Below are 6,917 nucleotides of genomic sequence, written 5' to 3'. Positions count from 1 at the left end.
CGCCCACCCCGACCGGCTCCGCCTCCTCACCGCCGCCGAGTCGGCGGCGTTCCTCATCGCCGCCGAGATGCACCACGCCGGGCTGCCCTGGCGGGCCGACGTGCACCGGGCCCTGCTCACCGAGCTGCTCGGCGAGCGCTACGCCGGCGGCGGCGAACCCCGCCGCCTGGCCCAGCTGGCCGACGAGATCTCCGCCGCCTTCGGCCGCCGGGTCCGCCCGGACCTGCCGGCCGACGTGGTCAAGGCGTTCGCCGAGGCCGGGATCAGACTCCGCTCGACCCGCCGCTGGGAGCTCCAGGAGGTCGACCACCCGGCGGTCGCGCCGCTCCTCCTCTACAAGAAGCTGTACCGGATCTACACCGCGCACGGCTGGTCCTGGCTCGCCGACTGGGTCCACGAGGGCCGTTTCCGCCCCGAGTTCGTCCCCGCCGGCACCCTGACCGGCCGCTGGGTCACCCACGGCGGCGGGGCCCTGCAGATCCCCAAGGTGATCCGCCGGGCCGTCGTCGCCGACCCGGGCTGGCGGCTCGTCGTCGCCGACGCCGACCAGATGGAGCCGCGGGTCCTCGCGGCGATCTCCCGTGACCCCGCCTTCATGGAGGTGGCCGGCCGGCCGGAGGACCTCTACACGGCCGTCTCCCGCCAGTCCTTCTCCGGCGACCGCGAGCAGGCCAAGATCGCCGTGCTGGGCGCCGTATACGGCCAGACCTCCGGCGACGGCCTCAAGAACCTCGCCGCCCTCCGCCGCCGCTTCCCCCGCGCCGTGGCGTACGTGGACGACGCGGCCCGCGCCGGCGAGGAGGGCCGCCTGGTACGCACCTGGCTGGGCCGCACCTGCCCGCCCCCGGCCGGTGCCGCCGAGGACGGCGAGGCGGGCATCCCCCAGGACCGCGAGGACGAGGCCCCCGGCCGGCCCCCGTCCTACGCCTCGACGGACACCCGCGCCCGGGGCCGCTTCACCCGCAACTTCGTCGTGCAGGGCAGCGCCGCCGACTGGGCCCTGCTGATGCTCGCGGCCCTGCGCCAGGCCACCGCCGGCATGCGCGCGGAGCTGGTGTTCTTCCAGCACGACGAGGTGATCGTGCACTGCCCGGCCGAGGAGGCCGAGGCCGTCGCCGAGGCGATCCGTACGGCGGGCGACCGCGCGGGCCGCATCGCCTTCGGCGACACTCCGGTCCGTTTCCCCTTCACCACCGCGGTCGTGCGGTGCTACGCGGACGCCAAATAGGAGCCCTCGGTCCTCACCCGAGCTCACGGAAGTAGATGTAGTACCCCTCCCGCACGAAGCCCTCCGACTCGTAGAGCCCCTGCGCGACCTCGTTGGCGAACCCGGTCTCCAGCTGCACGCCCGCCACCCCGGCCTCCCGCGCCCGCTCCAGCACCTCCCGCAGCAGCGTCCGCCCGGCGCCGGTGCGACGGCCCGACGGGGCGACGTACAGGTCCCCGAGCACCCAGATCGGCCGCAACGACAGCGAGGAGAACGTCCGGTAGACCTGCGCGAACCCGACCGTGCCAAGGCCCGCCACCTCGCCGAGCAGCACCAGCGACTCGTCCTTGGCGATCCGCTCGGCGAGGAACTCCCGCGGCCGCGCCGGGTCTTCGACCCTCACCTCGTAGAACTCCAGGTACCCCCGGAACAGCTCGGCGGCCACATCGAGATCCGCCTCCCCGGCGACCCGGACCGAAACCCCACCCTGCTCAGCCATCCGACTCTCCTTGATCATTCGCACGTGGCCGTCCATTGTGCGCGCGACGGGAGGCCGGCACCACCGGCGTCTCAGTGGCCGGTGACGGGCTGGGCCGGCAGCTCGAAGACGTGCCGCGGGGTCACGATCCTCGTGATCGCCTCGCCGAAGGCCGTACTGGGCTCGGCCCCCTTGTACGAGATGTCGGTGTTGAGCAGCACCACCAGCGTGGCCCGCGGCCGCGGCAGGTGGACGACCAGCGCCTCGTACCCGGGCAGCGAGCCGTTGTGCCCGATCCACCCGGCGACGTCGAAGATGCCCAGCCCGTAACCCGCGTCCGGCAGGGCCTGGACCATCTTCAGCCGCTGCGCCTGGGTGGCGGGGGTCAGCAGGGTCCCGGTGGCCAGGGTCCCGGCCCAGCTCCGCAGGTCGCCCAGATCGGAGACCATCGCCCCGGCGGCCCAGCCCCAGGAGGGGTCCCAGCCGGCGGCGTCCTCGACCTTCCCGGTGGCCGTCTGATCGGTGTACCCCCGCGCATGCGGACTCGGGAACTCCGCCCCGGTCGGGAACAGCGTGTGCCGCAGCCCGGCGGGCTTGATCACCTGATCCGTGACGACCTTCCGGAGCGGCTCCCCCGTCACCTTCTCCACCACCAGCCCCAACAGCACCAGATTGGTGTTGCAGTAGGAGAACTTCGCCCCGGGCTCGAACAGCACCGGGTGCTTGAACGCGTACGAGAGCAGCTCCCGCGGGGTGAACGGCCGCCGCGGATCACTCGTCAAGGCCTTGAAGAACCCCTCGTCCTCGGAGTAGTTGAACAGCCCGCTCCGCATCTCCGCGAGCTGGCGCAACGTGATCCGCTCGCCGTTGGGCACCCCGGCCACGTACTTCCCGACGGGATCGTCGAGCCCCACCTTCCCCTGATCGACCAGCCTCAGCAGCGCGGTCACGGTGAAGGTCTTGGTGACGCTCCCGATCCGCACGCTCATGTCGGTCTTCATCGGCGCGCCCGTCGCCTCGTCGGCGACCCCGAAGGCCCGTACGTACTCCCCCTTGCCCGGCGCCGAGAGCGAGACCATCACCCCGGGCACCCCGGCCTCCTTGAGCACCTTCTGCACGGCCGCGTCCAGCCGCGCCGCGACCGCGGGCGTCAGCCGCGGGAAGTCATCGCCCACCGGAGTGGCCGACACGGCCGGCCGAGCAGCCGTGTCCCACGCGCGACCGGCCCCGACCCCCACCGGAACCACCACGAGCCCGACGGCGGCAGCCCCGACCGCCACACCACGCCACCGCGCCGTCATGCCCGGCCTCCCACCACCCGACGCCCAGGCCCCGACCCCACCCAACGTAGCCCCGCCCGCACCCCCGCGACGAACGGAGCCCCCGGACGGCGGATCATGAACGCCAGATCTCTCCCGAGGGGGCCACGTGTCGCTGACCCATTCAAGCCGGTTCGAGCACCTGGGCGTCCAGGCGCGTCCCGCATGATCGAGCAGAAGGCCGCACCCGTCGTCGCGGACCGCCCGGTGAGCGTGCCGCTCTGGCGCAGCCGCAACTTCGCCCTCCTGTGGGGCGGCCAGACCCGTACCTGCTCTTCTCCCTGCCCGCCGGGATCCTCGCCGACCGGATCGACCAGCGGAAGCTGATGATCGTGTGCGACGTCGTGCGCATGGGTGGGGCCGACGAGCTCCGCGAAGTCCTGGCTCATCACGATCTTCGCGTTGGCGTCCACGAGCCGGTCCGGCCCGGCGAGCCGGGGCAGCATGCTCTTGTACGCCACGTTGAACAGCACGGTGAAGACACCGCCGACGCCGACGACGACGTACAGGTACCAAAGGCTCAGGTGCCCGGCGAGCGCGCTCTACGGGCTGGGTCTCGCCGCGTTCTCCGCGAACGTGGGCCTCTACAACATCACCGCAAACTCCTACCTCCAGCACATCACCCCCGCCCCACTGCTCGGCCGGGTCAATGCGGCCTTCATGTGGGTCTGCCTCGGCGTCATCCCGCTCGGGGCGCTGCTCGGCGGAGCCCTCGGCAGCCAACTGGGGCTGCGCACCACCCTGTGGATCTGCGTCCTCGGCACGTGGAGCGCCTCGCTGTTCGTCCTGTTCTCACCGCTGCGCACCATGCGGGACATGCCCGTGGAAGGGGAGTGACCCGGTGGCCGCCAGGACCCGCCTCCCTCGCGAACGAGACCGGCGTCCCGGTCCTGCGCACCGGCGCCGGTGACGTGGCCGTGGGGGACGGCCACGCCGCCGCGGTCGCCGTACGGGACGCGGACGCTACTTGGTCCACTTGTCGCTCGTCGCCATCTCCTTCAGCTGCGCCATCGTCAGCGCCGGGTCCTTCCGGGTGGCGTCGCTCTCCTGGTTCTTGGCGTTGAAGGCCGAGACGATCACACGGGTGCCGTCCTTCCGCAGCGTGTCCACGTTCCACCAGACCACGTTCTTGCCGCCCTTCTCCCCGGGCGTCTGGCGGGTCACCACCTTCGTGCCGTCCGGCAGCACCGTGGCGGCCGCGAACAGGCTGTCCAGGGGGCTGCCCGGCTGCCAGGACGACTGGACCTCCACGGAGACCATCGACTCGCCCCTGCCGTCGTCGAGGACGGCGTAGGCGCTGTCTCCCTGGCCCCCCTTGGCGACGACCGGGATGCCGTACCCGGCCAGCAGGCCGTCCAGGACCGGCGCGGCCTGTACCCCCGGGCGCGCGGACGAGCGCGGCGACTCCGGATGGGCCGCCGGCAGGTCCTCCAGTGCCGGGTGCCACAGCGGCGACAGCGCGAGGGTCTTGAGCCGGGCCGGGTCCAGCGGGGGATCGGTCCGCGAGACGGGAGCGCCCTTCTCCGCGGCCGCGTTCCACTCCTGTACGTCCACCAGGTAGCCCTGCGGAGTCACCAGCGTGGCCCGCCACGACTTCGTGGGGACGCGGCGGTCGGGGTACTCGTAGCCCTGGAAGACCATGATCTTCGAGCCGTCCTGCAACGTCTCGGACGTGCAGCCGTCGTAGTCGAAGAGGTTCTTGTCGGGGCAGGCGACCAGCTCGGCGGTGCTCGCACCCTTCGGATCCACGCGGTTGAGGCTGACCCCGACGGCCGCCCCGCCCTTCCCGTCGTCGTACACGCCGGAGGCCACCGGGAGCCCCCCGAACCCGCCGCCCGTCCCGCGCCCCCGGGTCTCGGTGAGCTGCCCGTCGGGCAGCAGCTGCTTGAGCCAGGCGACCATCTGGGCATCGGAGACGGCACCGGTGCCGGTCCCGTGCGGCCCCTTCGGGGGCGGGGTGCTCGACAGGGCCGGCGGGGCCGCGACGTTCGGGGTCCCCGCGCCGCCCGAGCCGCCCAGCAGGCCGCCCGCGAAGGCGCCGGCGGTACCGATCAGGGCCAGCCCCAGCGCCGATCCGCCGATCACGGCGGCCCGGCGGCGGACCACCAGCCTCCGTCCGCGCCGCTCACCGCCGGCGACGAGGGCCTGCCGGTCAGGCGTGAAACCGTCCCCCGCCTGCCGCAGGGCTTCACCGAGCTCATCTTCAAAGGACATACGGACCCAGACCTTCCACTCAGTAGCGAGGAGGAGCGAGGAAAAACATCGAGAGGAGGCACTCAGCGGGCGACGAGCTCGGACAGCGAGTCCCCCAGTTGCCCGCGCAGCCGCGTCAGCGCCCGCGTGCTCCGGGTACGGACCGCCGCCGAACTGACGTTCATCGCCTCGGCGGTCTCCTCGATGCTGCGGTCCTCCCAGTACCGCAGCACCAGCACCGCCCGGTCCTTCGGCGCCAGCTGCCCCAGCGCCTGCAGCAGGGTCACCCGCAGCTCCGGGTCGGCGGCGCCGGCCTCCGGGGCCCGCGACTCGGGGAACTCCCCGACCGGGCGCTCCCCCGCCGAGCGGCGCCGCTGGTGCGTCAGGAAGGACCGGACGAGGACCGTCTGCGCGTACGCGGCCGGATTGTCGATGCGGGAGATCCGCCCCCAGAGCAGGTACATCCGCCCCAGGGTCTCCTGCACCAGGTCCTCCGCGAGGTGCACGTCACCGCTCGCGAGCAGGCACGCCGACCGGTACAAGGGACCGGACCGGCCCGCCGCGAACTCCCGGAACCCGTCCCTGCGCCCCTGCCGCATCTACTCCCCCTCGCGTCCGTCTCACCCCTTCGACGCGATGGCGGCCCGGGAATGTTTCACCCGAGTTCGCGACCCGCCCTCCGCACGCACGGGACACAAAAAACCCCAGGCCGTGTGGGACACGACCTGGGGTTCCAATGGAGCCGCCTTCGGGATTCGAACCCGAGACCTACGCATTACGAGTGCGTTGCTCTGGCCAACTGAGCTAAGGCGGCACCGCCGGGAGACGAGAAAAGTCCCCGTAGGGAGCCTCTCATCAGCAGCGTCGCCAAGTCTACAGGGTTAAACCCGGTGCCCCGAACCAGGGGCGGGCCGGGGGGTCAGCAGCGCTTGCCGGCCGGTGGGGCCTGGCCCTCCAGGAGGTAGCGGTTGATCGCGGCGTCGATGCAGTCGCTGCCCCGGCCGTACGCCGTGTGGCCGTCGCCGTCGTAGGTGAGGAGGGTGCCCGAGTCGAGCTGCCCCGCCAGGGCCTGGGCCCACTTGTACGGGGTCGCCGGGTCGCGCGTCGTGCCGACCACCACGATCGGGGCGGCTCCGTGGGCCTTCAGGGGCTTCGCCGTGCCCGTGGCCTTCACCGGCCAGTACGTGCAGTTCAGGGAGGCCCAGGCCAGGCCCGCGCCGAAGACGGGCGAGGCCTTCTCGAAGGAGGGCAGGGCGGCGTCCACCGCTTCCGGGCCGCCGAAGGCCGGGGGCTGGTCGAGGCAGTTCACGGCGGCGTTCGCGAACATGAGGTTCGCGTACTTCCCGTCCGCCCCGCGCTCGTAGTAGCTGTCGGCGAGGGCCAGCAGAGCGGCGCCGTCGCCGTTCATCGCGTCCGTAAGGGCCTGGCGCAGCTGCGGCCAGGCGCTCTCGTCGTACAGCGCCGCGATCACCCCCGTCGTCGCGAGGGCCTCGCCCAGCGGGCGGGCCGGGTCGCCGGAGGGGACGGGCTGGGCGTCCAGCTTGCGGAAGAACTCCTTCAGGCGCTGGCCCTGCGCCTCGGGCGTGCCCTGCCCCAGCGGGCAGTCGGACTGCTTCGCGCAGTCCTTCGCGAAGGAGCGGAAGGCGGTGTCGAAGCCGGCCGTCTGGTCGCGGTTGAGGTCGAGCGCCGGGCGCGAGGGGTCCATCGCCCCGTCCAGGAC

The 6,917-nt window shown here is 72.6% G+C and carries 8 protein-coding genes and 1 tRNA gene; 3 read left to right on the top strand and 6 right to left on the bottom strand.

Annotated features, from left to right (window positions below):
* The coding region (locus tag VR44_RS03500; RefSeq protein WP_045945863.1) for a bifunctional 3'-5' exonuclease/DNA polymerase at positions 1-1,228 on the top strand (1,228 nt) is incomplete at its 5' end.
* A gap of 13 nt (positions 1,229-1,241) precedes the next feature.
* On the opposite strand, the gene VR44_RS03495 is transcribed toward VR44_RS03500, so the two are convergent.
* Together VR44_RS03495 and VR44_RS03490 are read right to left on the bottom strand one after the other, a co-directional pair.
* A complete protein-coding gene (locus VR44_RS03495; RefSeq protein ID WP_045945864.1) occupies positions 1,242-1,706 on the bottom strand; it encodes a GNAT family N-acetyltransferase in 465 nt (154 codons plus the stop codon).
* A 71-nt stretch (positions 1,707-1,777) separates the two neighbouring features.
* Positions 1,778-2,986 carry a serine hydrolase domain-containing protein gene (locus tag VR44_RS03490; RefSeq protein WP_045945862.1) on the bottom strand — a complete coding sequence of 403 codons (1,209 nt, stop codon included), beginning with the start codon at positions 2,984-2,986 and terminating at the stop codon, positions 1,778-1,780.
* Positions 2,987-3,169: 183 nt separating this feature from the next.
* Here VR44_RS03490 and VR44_RS44770 point away from each other — a divergent pair, with 183 nt between their 5' ends.
* On the top strand, positions 3,170-3,331 hold the full coding sequence (locus VR44_RS44770) for a hypothetical protein (RefSeq protein WP_157880212.1): 162 nt from the start codon (positions 3,170-3,172) through the stop codon (positions 3,329-3,331).
* Between the two features lie 117 nt (positions 3,332-3,448).
* Positions 3,449-3,841: an MFS transporter gene (locus VR44_RS03485; RefSeq protein WP_157880211.1), complete on the top strand. Its 393-nt coding sequence runs from the start codon at positions 3,449-3,451 to the stop codon at positions 3,839-3,841.
* Between the two features lie 126 nt (positions 3,842-3,967).
* Here VR44_RS03485 and VR44_RS03480 read toward each other — a convergent pair whose 3' ends face one another.
* The 4 genes from VR44_RS03480 to VR44_RS03465 form a co-directional block, all read right to left on the bottom strand.
* Complete coding sequence (locus VR44_RS03480) at positions 3,968-5,218, bottom strand: hypothetical protein (RefSeq protein WP_045945860.1); 1,251 nt, start codon at positions 5,216-5,218, stop codon at positions 3,968-3,970.
* 62 nt (positions 5,219-5,280) lie between these two features.
* Positions 5,281-5,796, bottom strand: a complete 516-nt coding sequence (locus VR44_RS03475; RefSeq protein WP_045945859.1) for a SigE family RNA polymerase sigma factor — start codon at positions 5,794-5,796, stop codon at positions 5,281-5,283.
* A 138-nt stretch (positions 5,797-5,934) separates the two neighbouring features.
* A tRNA-Thr gene (locus VR44_RS03470) sits at positions 5,935-6,011 on the bottom strand.
* Positions 6,012-6,116: 105 nt separating this feature from the next.
* The coding region (locus VR44_RS03465; RefSeq protein WP_045945858.1) for an alpha/beta hydrolase at positions 6,117-6,917 on the bottom strand (801 nt) is incomplete at its 5' end.

The sequence above is a fragment of the Streptomyces katrae genome (assembly GCF_000966975.1).
Taxonomy (GTDB): Bacteria; Actinomycetota; Actinomycetes; order Streptomycetales; family Streptomycetaceae; genus Streptomyces; species Streptomyces katrae.
The sequence above is the reverse complement of the archived record's forward strand: the minus strand, read 5'-3'. Positions and strand labels throughout refer to the sequence as shown.

Excerpts from the sequence above, each read along its gene's own strand:
- VR44_RS03495 (WP_045945864.1), bottom strand. The coding sequence starts at position 1,706 with ATGGCTGAGCAGGGTGGGGTTTCGGTCCGGGTCGCCGGGGAGGCGGAT.
- VR44_RS03490 (WP_045945862.1), bottom strand. The coding sequence starts at position 2,986 with ATGACGGCGCGGTGGCGTGGTGTGGCGGTCGGGGCTGCCGCCGTCGGG.
- VR44_RS44770 (WP_157880212.1), top strand. The coding sequence starts at position 3,170 with ATGATCGAGCAGAAGGCCGCACCCGTCGTCGCGGACCGCCCGGTGAGC.
- VR44_RS03485 (WP_157880211.1), top strand. The coding sequence starts at position 3,449 with ATGCTCTTGTACGCCACGTTGAACAGCACGGTGAAGACACCGCCGACG.
- VR44_RS03480 (WP_045945860.1), bottom strand. The coding sequence starts at position 5,218 with ATGTCCTTTGAAGATGAGCTCGGTGAAGCCCTGCGGCAGGCGGGGGAC.
- VR44_RS03475 (WP_045945859.1), bottom strand. The coding sequence starts at position 5,796 with ATGCGGCAGGGGCGCAGGGACGGGTTCCGGGAGTTCGCGGCGGGCCGG.